12 protein-coding genes are annotated in these 17,176 nt (G+C 62.1%); 2 read left to right on the top strand and 10 right to left on the bottom strand.

The window, feature by feature from the left end; translation table 11 throughout:
- The first annotated feature begins 2 nt into the window (after nucleotides 1-2).
- A complete protein-coding gene (locus tag PMI34_RS08570; protein ID WP_008051998.1) occupies nucleotides 3-1,220 on the top strand; it encodes an amino acid deaminase in 1,218 nt (405 codons plus the stop codon).
- 138 nt (nucleotides 1,221-1,358) lie between these two features.
- On the top strand, nucleotides 1,359-2,291 hold the full coding sequence (locus PMI34_RS08575; protein ID WP_008051996.1) for a sugar kinase: 933 nt from the start codon (nucleotides 1,359-1,361) through the stop codon (nucleotides 2,289-2,291).
- A gap of 140 nt (nucleotides 2,292-2,431) precedes the next feature.
- On the opposite strand, the gene PMI34_RS08580 is transcribed toward PMI34_RS08575, so the two are convergent.
- From PMI34_RS08580 to PMI34_RS08625, 10 genes are all read right to left on the bottom strand, one after another.
- Nucleotides 2,432-2,707 carry a peptidylprolyl isomerase gene (locus PMI34_RS08580; protein ID WP_008051995.1) on the bottom strand — a complete coding sequence of 92 codons (276 nt, stop codon included), beginning with the start codon at nucleotides 2,705-2,707 and terminating at the stop codon, nucleotides 2,432-2,434.
- 68 nt (nucleotides 2,708-2,775) lie between these two features.
- Nucleotides 2,776-5,313, bottom strand: a complete 2,538-nt coding sequence (locus PMI34_RS08585; RefSeq protein ID WP_008051994.1) for a PAS domain-containing hybrid sensor histidine kinase/response regulator — start codon at nucleotides 5,311-5,313, stop codon at nucleotides 2,776-2,778.
- A 209-nt stretch (nucleotides 5,314-5,522) separates the two neighbouring features.
- Nucleotides 5,523-7,478 carry an acetoacetate--CoA ligase gene (locus PMI34_RS08590; protein ID WP_008051993.1) on the bottom strand — a complete coding sequence of 652 codons (1,956 nt, stop codon included), beginning with the start codon at nucleotides 7,476-7,478 and terminating at the stop codon, nucleotides 5,523-5,525.
- 120 nt (nucleotides 7,479-7,598) lie between these two features.
- Entirely contained in the window at nucleotides 7,599-8,372 is a 774-nt protein-coding gene (hbdH, locus tag PMI34_RS08595) for a 3-hydroxybutyrate dehydrogenase (protein WP_008051992.1), read from the bottom strand.
- Between the two features lie 7 nt (nucleotides 8,373-8,379).
- The gene (locus tag PMI34_RS08600; protein ID WP_008051991.1) at nucleotides 8,380-9,771 is read right to left on the bottom strand and encodes a GntP family permease; all 1,392 of its coding nucleotides are present in this window, start codon (nucleotides 9,769-9,771) and stop codon (nucleotides 8,380-8,382) included.
- Nucleotides 9,772-10,056: 285 nt separating this feature from the next.
- Nucleotides 10,057-11,472: a sigma-54 interaction domain-containing protein gene (locus PMI34_RS08605; RefSeq protein WP_008051990.1), complete on the bottom strand. Its 1,416-nt coding sequence runs from the start codon at nucleotides 11,470-11,472 to the stop codon at nucleotides 10,057-10,059.
- Between the two features lie 139 nt (nucleotides 11,473-11,611).
- The gene (locus PMI34_RS08610) at nucleotides 11,612-13,189 is read right to left on the bottom strand and encodes an ABC transporter ATP-binding protein (RefSeq protein ID WP_008051989.1); all 1,578 of its coding nucleotides are present in this window, start codon (nucleotides 13,187-13,189) and stop codon (nucleotides 11,612-11,614) included.
- A 13-nt stretch (nucleotides 13,190-13,202) separates the two neighbouring features.
- Nucleotides 13,203-14,225, bottom strand: coding sequence for an ABC transporter permease (locus PMI34_RS08615; protein WP_008051988.1), 1,023 nt, complete (start codon nucleotides 14,223-14,225; stop codon nucleotides 13,203-13,205).
- On the bottom strand, nucleotides 14,225-15,286 hold the full coding sequence (locus tag PMI34_RS08620) for a microcin C ABC transporter permease YejB (protein ID WP_008051987.1): 1,062 nt from the start codon (nucleotides 15,284-15,286) through the stop codon (nucleotides 14,225-14,227). The genes PMI34_RS08615 and PMI34_RS08620 overlap by 1 nt, the downstream gene beginning before the upstream one ends.
- On the bottom strand, nucleotides 15,286-17,154 hold the full coding sequence (locus tag PMI34_RS08625) for an extracellular solute-binding protein (protein ID WP_008051986.1): 1,869 nt from the start codon (nucleotides 17,152-17,154) through the stop codon (nucleotides 15,286-15,288). Before PMI34_RS08625 ends, PMI34_RS08620 begins: the two co-directional genes overlap by 1 nt.
- Nucleotides 17,155-17,176: the final 22 nt, after the last annotated feature.

The raw sequence follows: 17,176 nt of genomic DNA, 5'->3' as shown, positions 1-17,176 counted from the left end.
CCATGTCTTCTGCCCCCCATACTGCCAACGTCGACAAAGGCGCTGCCCCGATCGGTGCCAGCCTGGTGCGTGACGTCAGCCTGCCCGCGTTGGTACTGCACCGCGAGGCGCTGGAACACAACATCCGCTGGATGCAGGCGTTCGTCAGCAACAGCGGCGCGGAACTGGCGCCCCATGGCAAGACCAGCATGACCCCGGCGTTGTTCCGTCGCCAACTGGACGCCGGTGCCTGGGGCATCACCCTGGCCAGCGCCACCCAAACCCGCGCGGCCTACGCCCATGGCGTGCGCCGGGTGCTGATGGCCAACCAGTTGGTCGGCATGCCGAACATGGCGCTGATCGCCGACCTGATGGCCGACCCGACGTTCGACTTCTATTGCATGGTCGATCACCCGGACAACGTCGCCGACCTCGGCGCCTATTTCGCCTCCCGTGGCGTGCGCTTGAACGTGATGATCGAGTACGGGGTGGTCGGTGGTCGCTGCGGTTGCCGCAGTGAGCAGCAAGTGCTGGATCTGGCCAAGGCCATCGCCGCGCAACCGGCCCTGGCCCTGACCGGAATCGAGGGCTACGAAGGTGTGATCCATGGCGATCACGCCGTGACCGGCATTCGCGATTTCGCCGCGTCACTGGTGCGTCTGGCGGTGCAGTTGCAGGACAGCGGTGCCTTCGCCATAGCCAAGCCGATCATCACCGCGTCGGGTTCGGCCTGGTATGACCTGATTGCCGAATCCTTCGAAGCGCAGAACGCTGCCGGGCGTTTCCTCAGCGTGCTGCGTCCCGGCAGTTATGTGGCCCATGACCATGGCATCTACAAGGAAGCGCAGTGCTGCGTGCTCGACCGTCGCAGCGACCTGCACGAAGGCCTGCGTCCGGCGCTGGAAGTGTGGGCGCACGTGCAGTCATTGCCGGAACCAGGGTTTGCGGTGATTGCCCTGGGCAAGCGCGACGTGGCCTACGACGCCGGTTTGCCGGTGCCGTTGCTGCGTTACAAGGCGGGCACGGTACCAGCCAAAGGCGATGATGTGAGCACCTGCAAAGTGACCGCGGTGATGGACCAGCATGCGTTCATGTCCGTGGCGCCGGGGGTTGATCTGCGGGTGGGCGACATCATCTCGTTTGGTACTTCGCACCCGTGCCTGACGTTCGACAAGTGGCGTGTCGGCTGTCTGGTGGATGAGCAACTGAATGTCATCGAAACCATGGAAACCTGTTTCTAAGGCTTGAGACCGAGGCGCTGCCATCGCGGGCAAGCCCGCTCCCACAGGTTTCATGAACACTGAAGAACCTTGTGGGAGCGGGCTTGCCCGCGAAGAGGCCCGCCCAGACAACAAAGAAACACCAGAGACCCCACAACAATGAACACCATCAGCACCCTGGGCCCCAACATTCCACGCATCGCCCTGATCGGCGAATGCATGATCGAGTTGCAGCATCGCGCCGACGGCAGCCTGCAACAGAGCTTCGGTGGCGACACCTTGAATACGGCCGTGTACTTGTCCCGGGAACTGGGAAGGGACGGCTCCGTGGACTACGTCACCGCCCTGGGCGATGACAGTTTCAGCGACGCGATGTGTCAGAGTTGGGCGGCGGAAAATATCGGGCTCGGCATGGTCCAGCGCCTGCCCGGACGCCTGCCGGGTTTGTATTGCATCCAGACGGACGCCGCCGGTGAGCGCCGCTTTCTGTACTGGCGCAACGAAGCCGCAGCACGCGATTGCTTCACCACCCCGGCCGCCGCGCCGATCCTCGCCGCGCTGCCGGATTACGACGTGCTGTATTTCAGCGGCATCACCTTGGCAGTACTCGGCGCTCAAGGCCGGGAAAAGTTGCTGGACACCCTGATTGAAGCCCGTCAGCGCGATGCGCGGATCGTGTTCGACAACAACTACCGGCCACGGCTGTGGGCATCGCTCGAGGAGGCTCGAGCGGCATATCGCCGTGTGCTGCCGCAGGTTGATCTTGCGTTGCTGACGGTGGATGACGAGCAGGCGTTGTTCGGTTATGCCGATTGCGAAGCAGTGTTTGCCGCGTATGAGCAGATCGGTACGCCGGAAGTCGTGCTCAAGCGCGGCGCGCAAGCGTGCCTGATTCGTTGTGATGGCGAGTCATTCGAGGTGCCGGCGCAGAAGGTCGAGCGGGTGGTGGACACCACGGCGGCGGGAGATTCGTTCAGCGCGGCGTATCTGGCCTCGCGGCTCAAGGGCGGCAGCCCGGGGGAAGCTGCCGAAGCCGGGCATCGGTTGGCGAGTCGGGTGATTCAGGTGCCGGGGGCACTGATTCCGAAGTAAGCGCTGAATGGCCGCTTGCTGCGCAATCGGTTCGCGGGCAAGCCCGCTCCCACATTTGATTTGTGCACGGCGCAGGTCCCCTGTGGGAGCGGGCTTGCTCCGGGCGGCGATCCGACGAAGAGGCCCGAAAACCAACCGTATCAATCCCGGTAGAACACCTGCACCAGGTGATACCCGAACTTGCTCTTGATCGGGCCATGCACCACCCGCAGCGGTTTCTTGAAGATCACCGCATCGATCACACCCACCAACTGCCCCGGCCGCACTTCACCGAGGTCACCGCCGCGCTTGCCCGATGGGCAGGTCGAATACTTCTTGGCCAGCACATCGAACGCTTCACCCTTGGCGATGCGTTGTTTGAGCTGTTCGGCTTCTTCCGAGGTTTTCACCAGAATATGGCGGGCTTGAGCTTTCATGGGGCGGTTACCTTGCAACGATGCTGGCTATGTGGGTGGCAGCGGGGGGCGTGCGATTATGCCTCAACTCAGTCCGGTTGACCGATCATAGTGCGAATCTTGTTGGCCAGCAGGTCAATGGAAAACGGCTTGGCTACCATATCCATGCCTTCTTCGAGGAAACCCTGGCGTTCGGCGGCGATCTCGGCGTATCCGGTCATGAACAGCACTTTCAGTTCGGGACGATGCTGACGGGCGATTTCCGCCAGTTGGCGGCCGTTCATGCCCGGCAAGCCGACGTCGGTCACCAGCAGGTCCACCCGCAGGTCCGACTCCAGCAGCGGCAAGGCGCCCTTGGCATCTTCGGCTTCATGGGCGCGGTAACCGAGCTCCTTGAGCAGGTCCAGTACCAGCATGCGCACGGCCGCATCGTCCTCCACCAACATCACGGTTTCGCCGGCAATCGCCGCCGGTGCCTCGCCGACTATGGGCGAGAGAACTCTTTCCGGCTCGGTCGAATGCAGGCGCGGCAGGTACAAGCGCACGCTGGTGCCCCTCCCGGGCAGGCTGAACAGACTGACGTGGCCCCCCGTTTGCTGGGCAAAACCGTAAATCATCGACAAGCCCAGACCGGTGCCCTGGCCGATGGGCTTGGTGGTGAAGAACGGGTCGAATGCCTTGGACAACACTGTGGGCGTCATGCCGGTGCCGTTGTCACTGACGGCAATCATCACGTAGTCGCCGGCCTTGACCGGTTCCAGGGTGGTGATGTCGCTACCGTCGAGGTACAGGTTGGCGGTTTCGATCTGCAGCTCGCCGCCATCGGGCATGGCGTCCCGGGCATTGATCACCAGGTTGAGCAAGGCGTTTTCCAGCTGGCTGACATCGGTACTGACCCGCCAGATGTCCTCGGCCAGTTGCAGTTTGAGTTCGATGTGGTCGCCCTTGGTACGCCTGAACAAGTCTTCGAGCGAATGAATCAACTCGTTGGGGTTCAGCGGCTTGCGGTTGAGCGACTGACGCCGGGAGAACGCCAGCAAGCGATGGGTGAGGGCGGCGGCACGGTTGGCCGAGGACACGGCCGCCTCGGTGAACCTGCCTATCTCGCTGGTGCGGCCGTCGGCAATATAGCGTTGCATCAGGTCAAGGCTGCCGATGATGCCGGTGAGCATGTTGTTGAAGTCATGGGCGATGCCGCCGGTAAGCTGGCCGACCGCTTCCATTTTCTGTGCATGACGCAGGGCGTCTTCGGCACGTTCGCGTTCGAACATCTCGTTTTGCAGGCGCTCGTTGGCTTCGGCGAGTTGGTGGGTGCGGGCGGCAACCCGCTCTTCAAGGGTTTCGTTGAGGTTGCGCAGGGCTTCTTCGGTCTTTTTGCGTTCGGTTTCGTCGATCACGAAGATGTAGAAACCGTTCACCGCGCCATCCGCGCCGTGGCGTGGCAGGTAGTTCATCAAGGCCTGGCGGACGCTGCCGTCGCGGTGTGGCGTACTGATGCTGAAGCAGCAGGGCCGGCCGGACAGTGCCTCAGTGATGTACGGGGCGCGCAGCGCGTAAGCCTCTTCGCCAATCACTTCAAGAATGGTTCGCCCGTAAAGCTCTTGCGGCGTCAGCCCGTACCAGTCCAGGTACGCCGCATTGTTCAGGCGAAAGCGTTCTTCGCGGTCGACGTAGCTGATCAGGACCGGCATGGCGTTGATGATCAGTTGCAGCTCGGTCTGGCTCTGGCGCAGGGCCTGCTCGGTGTGTTTGCGTTCGGTCAGGTCCAGGGCGGCGCCGAGGAAGCGCATCGGCCGGCCGTGGTGGTCCTTGTAGCAGCGACCGCGGGCAAACACCCAGCGCATCGGGCCGTCGGTTTGCAGCAGGCGATATTCCTCGGCGTATTCGGTGCCGTGGGTGATGCAATGCTTGATGCTGCGGGCGATCAGGGCGCGGTCTTCGGGGTGTACACCGTGCAGGTATTCACTGATAGGCAACTGACTGGCCATGACCGGGTCGATGCCGTGCAACTGGGCAAAATGCGCATCGGCGATGAAACGGTCCTCGCTGATGTCCCAGTCCCAGGTGCCGACCGCATCGGTGGCGGCGAGGGCCAGTTGCAGGCGCTCCTCGGTTTCACGCTGGGCCTTGAGGCTGGCCGCCGAGCGCTGTTCAAGTTCCAGGGCGATGCGCCGGCGTTCGTTGGTTTCGATGGCGGTGACCAGAATCCCGGCCACCTCGGCACCTTCATCGCGGATCGGGCTGTAGGTCAGATCGAGCCAGACGTCAGACTCCCGGCCCCCGCGTTGCAGGGTAAAGCGCTGCTCGCTGTAGGTTCGAACCTGACCTTGCAGGACGGCGATGTAGATCGGGTCGGTAAAGTCTTGCAGCTCTGGCCAGATCAGGTGGGTCGGTTGACCAAAGGCATGTGGATGCTTGCTTCCGGCGAGCAGGGCGAAGCCGTCGTTGTAGATCTGCGTCAGTTGCGGGCCCCATAGAAGAAGCATCGGCATCGGTGAGTGAATGACGATGTCCACGGCGGTTCGCAGGCTTTGTGGCCAAGTGCTGGCAGCGCCCAGCGGGCTGCTTGCCCAGTCGATGCGGGCGATCAAGGCCTGGGCATCGCTGGCGGTTGGTGTTGCGTTCATCCGGGAGTCCTGCGCCTGAGTCGCTTTAGCTGGCCTCTATTCTTGCACAGGTGACAGACGCCGGTTGATTCGAAGGCTTGAGCGGTTACTGTGGGAGCGGGCTTGCTCGCGAAGAGGGCGTGTCAGTCGACAGCTTCGTTGGCTGACCTGCCGCCTTCGCGAGCAAGTCGAATCGTCGCACCGCCGCTCCCACCGGTTTTTGCGGCGCTTCAATCCTGAAGTTCGGGCCTGTTTCGGTACTGCTCCAGCGCTTCGGGATTGGCCAGGGCATCGGTGTTTTTCACTTTCTGCCCGTGCACCACATTGCGTACCGCCAACTCAACGACCTTTCCGCTGATGGTCCGGGGAATGTCCGTCACCGCGACAATTTTCGCCGGCACATGGCGGGGCGTGGTGTTGGCGCGAATTGTCTCGCGGATCTGCTGTTGCAGTGCTACGTCCAGTTCGAGCCCGTCGCGCAAGCGTACGAACAGCACTACTCGCACGTCATCCTGCCACTGCTGACCGATGGCCACGCTGTCGAGCACCTGGGGGACTTTCTCCACCTGACGATAGATTTCCGCCGTGCCGATGCGTACGCCGCCGGGGTTGAGCACGGCATCGGAGCGACCGTGGATCATCATCCCGCCATGGGGCCGTTGTTCGGCGTAATCACCTTGGGCCCAGACGCCAGGGAACAGGCTGAAATAGGATTTGCGCAGTTTTTCACCATCGGGATCGTTCCACAGGCCAATGGGCATCGCCGGGAAGTGCCGGGTGCAGACCAGTTCGCCTTTTTCGCCGATCACCGGGTGGCCCTCGTCGTTCCACACTTCCACGGCCATGCCCAGGCTCTTGCCCATGATTTCGCCGCGCCGCACGGGCGACATCGGGTTGCCGTTGACGAAGCACGAGACGATGTCGGTGCCGCCGGACATCGAGGCCAGGCACGCGTCAGCCTTGAAGTCGCGATAGACGTAATCGTAACTGTGGGGCGACAGTGCCGAGCCGGTGCAAAGCAACATCTTGAGGCTGCTCAGGTCATGACTTTCACGGGGCTTGATACCGCTGCTTTCCAGGGTCGCGAGGTATTTGGGGCTGGTGCCGAAGACGCTGATGCGTTCGTCGTCGATCAGGTCGATCAAGCGTTGCGGTTCGGGGTGGAACGGCGAGCCGTCGTACAGCACCACGGAGCTGCCTGTCGCCAGCGCCGACACCAGCCAGTTCCACATCATCCAGCCACAGGTGGTGTAGTAGAACAGCCGTTCACCGGGGCCGAGATCACCATGCAGACCGTGTTCCTTGACGTGTTGCAGTAACACGCCGCCGGTGCTGTGGATGATGCATTTGGGCACGCCGGTGGTGCCGCTGGAATAGAGGATGTACAGCGGATGGGCGAAAGGCACCGGGACGAAATCCGGTTCGCCGCCGGATTCGTAGAAATCGTCCCAAAGCGTCACGTTGGCCTGGGTGTGGAATTCTTCGATGTGTGCGTGTGGACGTGCGTAAGGCACGACGATCAGCTGTTGCAGCGAAGGCAAGCGCTCAAGGATCTCGTTGACCTTGGCGGTCTGGTCGATCTCCTTGCCGGCATAGCGGTAGCCGGCGCAGGTCACCAGCACTTTCGGTTCGATCTGGCCGAAACGGTCAACCACCCCCTGGGTGCCGAAGTCCGGCGAAGAGCAGGACCAGATAGCGCCAAGGCTGGTGGTGGCGAGCATGGCCACCAGGGTCTGCCAGGTGTTGGGCATGCAGGCGGCGACACGGTCACCCACACCGACGCCGGCGGCGATCAAGCCATTCTGAAAACCGGCGACCTGTTCGGCCAGTTCGGCCCAGGTCAAGTGTTCACGTTGACCGTTTTCGCCGACGGCTACCACGGCGATCGCATCGTCACGACGTTGTAGCAGGTGCTCGGCGAAGTTCAGGGTTGCGCCGGGGAACCACTGGGCGCTGGGCATCCGGGGGCCTTCGAGCAGCACGGCGTCGGGTTGCTCGTGGAAGCGGATGTCGAAGAAGTCGACGATGGCCTGCCAGAAGTCCGGGCGTTGATCGATGGACCACTGGTGCAGGGCAGGGTAGTCGTCGATCTTGAGGTGATGCCGCTGATTGACGAAGCGCCGGAAGGCCTCCATGCGGGTTTTGCCAATGCGCTTGGCGTCGGGTTGCCAGAGGATGTCGGACATGGTTTGCCTCTTCTTATGTCTTTAGATCCATTCGCGGGCAAGCCCGCTCCCACAGGGGATCGCATTTCCATGTGGGAGCGAGCTTGCTCGCGATGAACGATCACGCGGTCTGGCAGATGATCACTGCGCCAACCACCCACCATCAACATTCCACGCCGCACCGCGCACCTGGCTGCCGGCTTCACTGCACAGGAACAGCACCAGTTCACCCAGTTGCGGCGGTGTCACGAACTCCAGCGATGGCTGCTTTTCAGCGAGCAAATCGTGTTGCGCCTGCTGCGGGTCAACTCCACTGGCGGCACGATCATCAATCTGCTTTTGCACCAGCGGCGTCAATACCCAGCCTGGGCAGATCGCGTTGCAGGTGACCTGGGTGGTCGCGGTCTCCAGCGCGACCACTTTGGTCAAGCCGATCACCCCGTGCTTGGCGGCGACATAGGCGGCCTTGCCTACCGATCCGACCAGGCCATGCACCGAGGCAATGTTGATCACCCGGCCCCAGCCTTTGGCGCGCATGCCCGGCAGGCTCAAACGGGTGCTGTGGAACACCGACGACAGGTTGATGGCAATGATCGAATCCCAGCGCTCCACCGGGAACTCATCCACCGCCGCCACGTGCTGAATGCCTGCGTTGTTGACCAGAATGTCAACGCCGCCGAACTCGCGCTCGGCGTAGGCGATCATGTCGGCGATTTGTGCCGGATCACTGACATCGGCCGGGTGATGGCCGACCTTGCCGCCAAGCTGTTCGACTTCGGCAATCACCTTGGAGGCATCGCCGAAACCATTGAGGATCAGGTTGGCCCCAGCCTTGGCCAGGCTGAGGGCGATCCCCAGGCCGATGCCGCTGGTGGAACCGGTGACCAGTGCGGTCTTGCCCGAAAGAGTCGTCATGAATACCTCACACAATGCCAGTGGCGTAGAAAGTGCCGATCACCACGAAAACCGCCAGGGTCTTGATCAGCGTAATACAGAAAATGTCTTTGTAAGCCTCGCGGTGGGTCAGGCCGGTGACCGCCAGCAAGGTAATCACCGCGCCGTTGTGCGGCAGGGTGTCCATGCCGCCGCTGGCCATCGCGGCGACCCGGTGCAGCACTTCCAGGGGAATGTTCGCCGCATGGGCGGCACTGATGAACTGCTCGGACATCGCCGCCAGCGCGATGCTCATGCCGCCGGAGGCGGAACCGGTGATGCCGGCCAGCAGGGTCACGGTAATCGCTTCGTTGACTAGCGGATTGGGAATGCTCTTGAGCCAATCGGCCAGCACCAGAAAGCCGGGCAAGGACGCGATCACGGCACCGAAGCCATATTCAGAGGCGGTGTTCATTGCCGCCAGCAACGCACCGCTGACCGCGCTTTTGCTGCCTTCGGCCAGCTTGCGGCTGATCGCCTTGTAGCCGAACGCCAACACCATGAGGATGCCTACCAACAGCGCGGCCTGGACCGCCCAGATCGCCGTGAGCTTGGCGATGTCCGTGGTCACCGGCGCGGCCATGCCCGGCAGCGCGAGGCTGTGGGTCTTGCCGTACACCTGTGGAATCCATTGGGTGAACAGCAAGTTCATGATGCCCACCGCCAGCAGTGGCGAGAGCGCCAGTAACGGGTTGGGCAGCTTGAGGTCGGCGGCGGTTTCCGGCTCGTTGCGCAGATCCGAACCATAACCTTCACCGGCGCGTTGAGCCTTGTTGCGTTGGCGCTGGAGAAACAGCATGCCGGCACAGAACACGAAGATCGTGCCGATCACGCCCAGCCACGGCGCCGCCCAGGCGGTGGTGTTGAAGAAGGTGCTGGGGATGATGTTCTGGATCTGCGGGGTGCCGGGCAGGGCGTCCATGGTGAACGAGAACGCGCCCAGGGCAATCGTCGCCGGGATCAGGCGCTTGGGGATGTTGCTCTGGCGGAACATTTCAGCGGCAAACGGGTAGACCGCGAACACCACCACAAACAGCGATACGCCGCCGTAGGTCAGCAGGGCGCAGACCAGCACGATCACCAGCATCGCCTGGCGGGTGCCGAGCAGGCGAATTGCCGCCGCGACGATGGAGCGCGAGAAGCCGGACAGTTCGATCAGCTTGCCGAACACCGCGCCGAGCAGGAACACCGGGAAATACAGCTTGATGAAGCCGACCATTTTATCCATGAACACCCCGGTGAAAGCGGGGGCGACGGCAGACGGGTCGGTCAGCAGGACAGCGCCGAGGGCGGCAATCGGGGCAAAGAGGATAACGCTATAGCCACGGTAGGCAGCCAGCATCAGCAGCGCGAGGGCTGCCAAGGCAATGATCACACTCATGGTGTGTCTCCTGGGTTGTTATTTTTGTTGGGTGAAGCCTGGTAGGAGAGGCGTATAGCGAGTTTTGTGCCATCTTGTTAAGTTGTTGAAATATAAGGATATATTTTCAATATGATGAGCTTGTCAGATGGTTTTGTCTCTGGTTTGAGACTTGCTTTGACAGTGCTGGCCTCTTCGCGGGCAAGCCCGCTCCCACAGTTGACCGAGTTGGTCAGGAGAGCAAGGTCTCCTGTGGGAGCGGGCTTGCTCGCGAAGGACGTTCTAACAATGGAGATTAATGTCTCCTTATTGAGACTCTGCAATCCCCAGCGCCACCATCTTCTTGTACAACGTCGACCGACCCAGCCCCAGCCGCGCCGCCGCATCAACCACCTTGCCCCCGCATTGCGCGAGGGTGGTTTCGATCAATTGCCGGTCAAACCGCTCCCGCGCCGCGCTGAACGTCTCATGGGCAAGCGGTTCGATGGTCAAGGGCGCCACGCGCTCCACCGGTGTGAACGTACCAATCGCCGCGCGGATGTCCGCCACCGTCAGGCGCAAGTCATCACTGAGCAGCGCGGCCCGCTCCAGCACGTTGCGCAGTTCCCGGATGTTCCCCGGCCAGGCGTGTTGGCCCAGCAGTTCCAGGGCTTCGTGGTGCAATTCATGCTGGCTGCGCAGTTCTTCGAGAATGGCTTCGCTGAGGGCCGGCACATCATCCAGGCGGTCGCGCAGGGGCGGAACCTGGATCGGCAGCACGTTGAGCCGGTAGTACAAGTCGGCGCGGAACTCGCCGCGTTTGATGGCTGCTTCGAGGTCCGTAGAGGTCGCGGCGATCACTCGCACATCGCTCTGGATCACTTCGTTGGAGCCCACCGGCTCGAATTCCTTTTCCTGCAACACCCGCAGCAGTTTGCTTTGCAGGGGCAGCGGCATGTCGCCGATTTCGTCGAGGAACAGCGTGCCGCCCTGGGCGATCTGCAATTTGCCGGCGCGGCCTTTGCGGTCGGCACCGGTAAATGCGCCGGGCGCGGTGCCGAAGAATTCGGCTTCCAGCAAGGATTCAGGAATTGCCGCGCTGTTGATACTGACAAATGCCTTGTGCGCGCGGGGCGAGGCATTGTGGATCGCCTGGGCCAGCAGTTCCTTGCCGGTGCCGGTTTCGCCGAGCAGCAACACTGGCGATTCGGTGCTCGCACTGCGCCGGGCGCGGCGCTTGACTTCCAGGCTGGCGGCGCTGGTGCCGATGAAGTGGGCGAAGTTGTATTTGGTCTGCCGCGCTCGCAGCAGCGAGCGGGTTGAGGCCAGTTCTTCCTGCATGCTCATGTAACGCTTGAGCATCGGCGACAGGCTGCGCAACTCGTCGAACAGGGCAAAACCGATGGCGCCGATCACCACGCCGGCATCGTCGTGAATCGGCAGGCGCATGACCACCAGCGGCTCTTTGGGGGTGTCCTGCATATCCAGCAGAATCGGCCGGCCGGTGCGCACCACCTCACGCAACAGGCTGCCGGGGATCACGCTTTCGCAGGGCTTGCCGATCGCAACTTCGGCCGATTGCAGGCCGAAGCGCCGGGCATAGCGTTCATTCATCCAGACGATGTTGGCATCGCGGTCGACAATCACCGTGCCCTCACTCGATTGCTCGATGATTTCGAACAACGAACGGATCGCCAGCAGGCGAACGCGCTGGTAGTCCTTGAGGCTTTCGGTGGTGTTCATGGGTTTGATCCTGATGATTTATTGCCTGTACTGGCCCCTTCGCGGGCAAGCCCGCTCCCACAGGGGATTTGTGAGCGACACAGATCGAGTGTGGGAGCGGGCTTGCCCGCGAAGGGCGCGCCGCGGTCCAACGGCAAGATTATGCCTGCCCAAGCAACGCCGCCGCCAACAGCTCCTTGGTGTACGGATGCTGCGGCGAATCAAACACTTGATGGCTGGCGCCGCGTTCCACCACTTTGCCGTCCTTGATCACGATCATGTCGTGGGCCAGGGCGCGCACCACTGCCAGGTCATGGCTGATGAACAGATAGGTCAGCCCGTATTTTTCCTGAAGCTGGCGAAGCAGGGCGACCACTTGTTTTTGCACCGTGCGGTCCAGCGCCGAAGTCGGTTCGTCCAGCAGGATCAGCGCCGGTTTCAGCACCAGCGTCCGGGCGATGGCGATGCGCTGGCGCTGGCCGCCGGAGAACTCGTGGGGATAGCGATGGCGACTTTGCGGGTCGAGGCCGACTTCGCTCAGTGCCCGGATCACTTCGGCATTGCACTCTTCAGTGCTCAACTGGCTGTGCACCTCCAGGCCTTCGCTGATGATCTGCGCCACGGACATTCGCGGGCTGAGGCTGCCGAAGGGGTCCTGGAACACCACCTGCATTTTCTTGCGCCACGGCCGTAGCTGTTTTTGCGTCAGGCCATCCAGCGCTTGGCCCTGAAAGCGGATGCTGCCTTCGGAGTCGAGCAAGCGCAGGATCGCCTGGCCGAGCGTGGACTTGCCCGAACCGGACTCGCCGACGATGCCCAGGGTCTTGCCACGTTGAATGTTCAGGCTGATGCCATCCACGGCCCGCAGCCAGGTCTTGCGCTGAAACAGGCCGCCACCGACGGGAAACCGCACCTGCAGGTTGTCCACCTCCAGTACGTTTTCGCGCTCGTCCCGGGGCAAGGCTTCGCCCTCGGGTTCGGCGTGCAGCAATACGCAGCTGTAAGGGTGTTTGGGTTCGGTGAACAGTGTTTCGCAAGGCGCCTGCTCGACGATTTCCCCAGCCTTCATCACGCACACCCGCTGAGCGATGCTGCGCACCAGATTGAGGTCATGGCTGATCAGCAGCAGCGACATGCCAAGCCGCTGTTGCAGGGATTTGAGCAGCAGCAGGATCTTGCGCTGCACCGTCACATCCAGTGCGGTGGTCGGCTCGTCGGCAATCAGCAGTTCCGGTTCGCACGCCAGGGCCATGGCGATCATCACCCGCTGACGCTGGCCGCCGGACAATTGATGGGGATAGGCCTTCAGGCGTTCCTCGGGTTTCTGGATGCCGACCAGGTGCAGCAATTCCAGGGTCCGCGCTTGCGCCGCACTGCCCGCCAGGCCTTTATGCACCAGCAAGGTTTCACCGATCTGTTTTTCGATGCTGTGCAGCGGATTGAGGGACGTCATCGGCTCCTGGAAGATCATCGCGATGCGATTGCCGCGCAGTTGTCGCAACTTGCCGGCGTCGGCGCCTACCAGTTCCTGGCCGCGATAGCGGATGCTGCCCGTCGTCTCGGTATCGGTTTGCGGCAGCAATTGCAGGATCGAGTGGGCCGTCACCGACTTGCCCGAGCCCGATTCGCCCACCAGCGCCAGGCATTCGCCGGGGCGGATGTCCAGGCACAGATTGCGCACCACGGTCTGGCCACTGAAGGCCACGCTGAGGTCACGGATTTCGATCAGGTTGGTCATGTCAGCATCCGCATCAAGAGCGGGGATCAAACGCGTCGCGCAAGGCTTCGCCAATGAACACCAGTAAAGAAAGAATCAGCGCCAGGGTGAAAAATGCCGTCAGGCCCAGCCACGGCGCTTGCAGGTTCTGCTTGCCCTGGCCGATCAGTTCGCCCAGGGAAGCGCTGCCCGCTGGCATGCCGAAGCCGAGGAAGTCCAGCGCCGTCAGGGTGGAAATCGCCCCGGTCAGAATGAACGGCAAGTAGCTCAAGGTCGCGTTCATGGCGTTGGGCAGAATGTGCCGCACGATGACCTTGCGGTCGGTCAGACCCAGCGCACGGGCGGCCTTGACGTATTCCAGGTTGCGTCCGCGCAGGAACTCGGCGCGCACCACGTCCACCAGCGCCAGCCATGAAAACAGTGCCATGATCCCCAGCAGCCACCAGAAGTTCGGCTCGACGAAGCCCGACAGGATGATCAGCAGGTACAGCACCGGCAATCCGGACCACACCTCCAGCAGACGCTGGCCGAGCAAGTCCACCCAGCCGCCGTAATAGCCTTGCAGGGCCCCGGCCGCGATGCCGATCAGGGCACTGACAAGGGTCAGTATCAAGGCAAACAGGATCGACACCCGGGCACCGAAGATTACACGGGCCAGAACGTCCCGCGCCTGGTCGTCGGTGCCCAGCCAGTTGACGCTGGAGGGTGGGCTGGGGGCGGGTGTGTTCAGGTCGTAGTTGGGCGTGTCGTCACTGAACGGAATCGGAGGAAACAGCAGCCAGCCACCCTCCTTCTTGATCAGTTTCTGCACGTAGTCGCTGCGGTAGTCGGCCTGGAACGGCAGTTGCCCGCCGAACGCCTGTTCGGTGTGACGCTTGAAGACCGGGAAGTACCACTGGCCTTGATAGCTGACCATCAGCGGTTTGTCGTTGGCGATCAGCTCACCACCCAGGGTCAATGCGAACAGGCCGATAAACAGCCAGAGCGACCACCAGCCCCGACGGTTTTTCTTGAAACGCTCGAAGCGCCGGCGCGCCAGCGGTGAAAGCTTGAGCATCAGGCGTTCCTCGCGGCGAAGTCGATACGCGGGTCGACCAGGGTGTAGCAGAGGTCGCCGACCAGTTTTATCAGCAGGCCGAACAGGGTGAAGATGAACAGCGAGCCGAACACCACCGGATAGTCCCGGGATACCGCCGCTTCGTAGCTCATGCGGCCCAGGCCGTCGAGGGAGAAGATCACCTCGATCAGCAGGGAACCGGCAAAAAACACACTGATGAACGCCTGGGGAATGCCCGACACCACCAACAGCATGGCGTTGCGGAACACGTGTCCATAGAGCACCCGTCGTTCACTCAAGCCCTTGGCCCGGGCGGTGACCACGTACTGGCGGGTGATTTCATTGAGGAACGAGTTCTTGGTCAGGATGGTCAGTGTGGCGAAGCCGCCGATTACCAGCGAGGTCACCGGCAACACCAGGTGCCAGAAGTAGTCGGCCACCTTGCCAAGGGTCGACAGTGATTCGAAGTTGTCCGAGACCAGGCCGCGAACCGGAAACCAGTTCAGCGAAGTGCCGCCGGCAAAGACCACGATCAGGAACATCGCAAACAGGAACGCCGGCATGGCATAGCCGATGATGATCGCGGTGCTGCTCCAAATGTCGAAATGGCTGCCATGGTGCACGGCCTTGCGGATGCCCAGGGGAATCGACACCAGATAAGTGATCAGCGTCGCCCAGAGCCCGAGGGATATGGTCACGGGCATTTTTTCGAGAATCAGGTCGGTGACGGTGGCGCCGCGGAAAAAGCTCTTGCCGAAGTCCAGGCGCGCGTAGCTGGTGAGCATCAGCCAGAGGCGTTCGTGAGCCGGTTTGTCGAAGCCGTACTGTTTTTCAATGTCCTTGATCAGCTGCGGATCGAGCCCGCGACTGGACCGGGACTTGCCGCTCATGGCTTCGCCGGAACCGCCGCCGACCGCGGCGCCGCCAATGCCTTGCAGGTGCGCGATGGCCTGTTCGACCGGCCCGCCCGGTGCGGCCTGGACGATGACGAAGTTGACCAGGAGAATGATCACCAGCGTCGGAATGATCAGCAGCAGACGCCGCAATATGTAAGCCCACATCAGTGCGGCCCTCCGGGTTTGCCACGGTTGATACGCTCGGCCGTCATCTGTTGGTTGGTCAATGGCGTGGTGCTCATTTCCCACCAGCTCTCGATGGCTTCGTCATTGCTCGCCTGCACGTTCGGGATGCCGAAGCGGTTCCACCACACCGTCGAGGTGCCTGGCGGGTAATAGTTGGGAATCCAGTAGTAATTCCATTGCAGCACCCGGTCCAGGGCATGGGCGTAATGCAGCATGTCAGCCTGGGTATTGGCGTGGATCAGCCCGGTGATCAGGGTGTCCACCGCGGGGTTCTTCAACACCATGTAGTTGTTGGAACCAGGGTCGGTGGCCGCCGCCGAGCCAAAATAATTGACCAGTTCGCCCCCCGGAGAGGTGGTGACCGGGTAGCCGGTGACGATCATGTCGTAGTCGCGGCTCATCAGGCGATTGACGTACTGGGAGGAGTCGATGCGGCGGATGTTCAGGTCGATGCCGATCTGTTTCAACGTGCGTTTATAGGGCAGCAGCAGGCGGTCCATGCCGTTCTGGCTGACCAGGAAGGTGAAGCTCAACGGCTCGCCATCGGCATTGACCAATTGATCGCCATCGGGTTTCCAGCCGGCCTGTTCGAGCAGGTCCAGGGCTTGCAACTGCTTGTCGCGAATCACGCCGCTGCCGTCGGTCTTCGGCGCCTCGAAGACCCGGGTGAAGACTTCGTCGGGAATCTGCCCGCGCAGCGGTTCGAGAATTGCCAGCTCACCGGCATCCGGCAGTTGCCGGGCCGCGAGATCGGTATTGGAGAAAAAGCTCTGCTGGCGGATGTACATGTCACGCATCATCTGCCGGTTGCTCCACTCGAAGTCCCACAGCATCACCAGCGCCTGGCGCACGCGGCGGTCCTGGAACATGGGCTTTTGCAGATTGAACACAAAACCCTGGGCTGGCTGCGGCGCCTCGGTGGCGAGGTGGGCCTTTTGCAGGCGACCGTCGCTCAGTGCCGGGCTGTCGTAGCCGATGGAATAGCCGGTGGCGGAAAATTCGCGATTGTAGTCATAGGCACCACCGCGCAGGACCTGGCGTGCCACGTCGGTATCGCCGAAGTACTCGATGCTGAAGTGATCGAAGTTGTACAGGCCACGGCTGACTGGCAGGTCCTTGCCCCACCAGTCGGGATTGCGCTCGAAGGTGATGCTGCGCCCCGAATCGATCTTGCCGACTTTATAGGGGCCGCTGCCCAACGGCGCTTCATAGCCGCCGCCACCGGCGAAATCGCGGCTCTTCCACCAGTGTTCGGGAAACACCGGCAAGGTCGCGATATCCAGGGGCAGGGTGCGATTTTCGTTGTTCTTGAAATCAAAGCGCACGGTCAGTGGCGATTCCACTTCGACGCTTTTGACGTCGGCGAACTGGGTACGGTAACGCAGGCTGCCCTGGGTCATCAGCAGGTCGAAGGTGTAGCGTACGTCCTGGGCGGTAATCGGTTTGCCATCGGCAAAACGCGCCCTGGGGTTGAGGTAAAAGCGCAGGGACAGGCCGTCCTCGGAGCGCTCCATCTTCTCCGCTACCAGGCCGTACACGGTGTACGGCTCGTCAAGCGAACGCTGGGCCAGCGGTGAATAGAGCAAACCGTCGATCTGTGTAACGCCGATGCCTTTGTCGATATAAGGCAAGACATGGTCGAACTGACCGATTTCGATCGCCGAGCGCCGCATCGTGCCGCCTTTGGGGGCCTGGGGGTTGGTGTAGGCGAAATGACTGAAGCCGGCAGGGTACTTCGCCGGTTCGCCGTACACGGTCATTGACGGTTGCGGTGCCGCATTCACACCCGGGGCACACATCAGCAGGGCCACGGCCGTGAACAGCAAGGTAGGGAAAGCCAGTCGCATTGTCAGCCTTAGAGCCGGGTGG

Origin of the sequence: Pseudomonas sp. GM74 (assembly GCF_000282455.1) — a bacterium.
GTDB lineage: Bacteria > Pseudomonadota > Gammaproteobacteria > Pseudomonadales > Pseudomonadaceae > Aquipseudomonas.
Note: the sequence above shows the minus strand (reverse complement) of the source record. Positions and strands in the feature narration are given on the sequence as shown.